The 1,447-nt window shown below is 45.5% G+C and carries 2 pseudogenes; both read left to right on the top strand.

Going from position 1 to position 1,447, the window contains the following annotated elements:
- Positions 1-648 (top strand): annotated as a pseudogene (locus AC1DWN_RS33680) (IS30 family transposase); the annotation flags it as partial.
- 49 nt (positions 649-697) lie between these two features.
- Positions 698-1,336 (top strand): annotated as a pseudogene (locus tag AC1DWN_RS33685) (YhfM domain-containing protein); the annotation flags it as partial.
- Positions 1,337-1,447 lie beyond the last annotated feature (111 nt).

A 1,447-nucleotide genomic window follows, 5' to 3' on the forward strand; every position in this document is an offset into this window, starting at 1 on the left:
CATCATGCGTCTATTGCCCGTGAAATCAAACGAGGTGGTATAGCTGAGGGTTACACTGCTCTAATGGCCCATCAGATGTACATGCAACGCAGAAGCACCAGTGTGCCTATAGGTAAATTTACGCCAGAGCTTGCAGATGAATTGAACACGAAGCTGAGCCAGACCTGGTCGCCGGAACAGATAGCTGAAAAGCGACGCTCTGAGAACAAGCCCTTCATTTGTTTCAAGACCATCTACCGATGGCTGTATGCTGGACGTCTTGCTGYCGGTAAGGTAGGTGTCTTAAGGCATAAGGGAAAACGACGTAAACCCCTAGAGACACGGGGACGTTTCCTTGTGGGCACCCCGATCAGTTTGCGTCCTAAAGAGGTGCGAAAACGTGAGTCCTTCGGTCATTGGGAACTCGATACGGTAGTCTCCAGTCGTGGGAAAAGCCGAGCATGTGCAGCCACCTTCATTGAACGTAAGACGCGACTATACGTCGCTGTAAAGATGCCAGATCGAAACGCTCATTCCATGGAAGTCGCCTTAGGTGTGGTAGCTAGTCAATATCCACAAGGTACTTTTCAGACGGCTACAACGGATCGTGGGAAAGAATTTGCCTGTTATGCAGCCATGGAGAACGTGACGAGCGTAAGGAAGCACTTTTAGGTTCTGGTGGGGCAATTATGGGGGTTACTTAGAAGAAAAAGATGTCTATGAGATAACCATTGCGAAGTCCCAAGCTCATGGTTCAGTAAATCCCACTGTAATGGTTGAATATACGTATAAAGAGACTATTGAGAAATTCATTCGTGCCATGAAAACGGCAGAAAAAATTCATGGAATTCTGAACACGGCTACTCCTGATTATGACATAGTTATTACTCTGGAAGACAAGAAACACGCCTTTGACATATGGCTCAGCGAAAAAAGTGAGCGAGGCATGATCATGGACGTGAAAGAAACTCATACCGGCTATACACTCACAAAAGAATCAACAGTTGAGTTGAAAAAAATCATTAACGAGAACGCGCGTCTTATAGATGTAGATGTTTCTGTAAATCGGCCAATCAACACGAATCCAACGACCGATGACCTGCAGGCAGTGCGAAAAGCCGCATGGAATAGTCTTTCTGACCATAACAAGAAAGAAGTGGATATCGATTGGAAAACTGCGAAAGTTGAAACCGCAAAGGTAGAGGATATGCCATTTGTGAAAGATGGAGGAAAAGCACCCAAAGTCGCTCGCCTTTATAAAGTATCTTTCGAAACAAACGATGAGATTCTAGGACCAATACGTGTTTTTGTTGATGCCGACGCCAAAAAGGCTGTTGGCTACCTTGTCAGAAAATAACAAAATTTAAGTAGCCGTTACGCTAACGGGGAACGTTAGTTGAACAAATAAGGGGCAGTTTGCTGCGGCAGCTACTCCCTTTATTTGTTAAGCTAACGGGCAGGATAGTGC

This window comes from Paenibacillus sp. P4_A7, assembly GCF_056402455.1.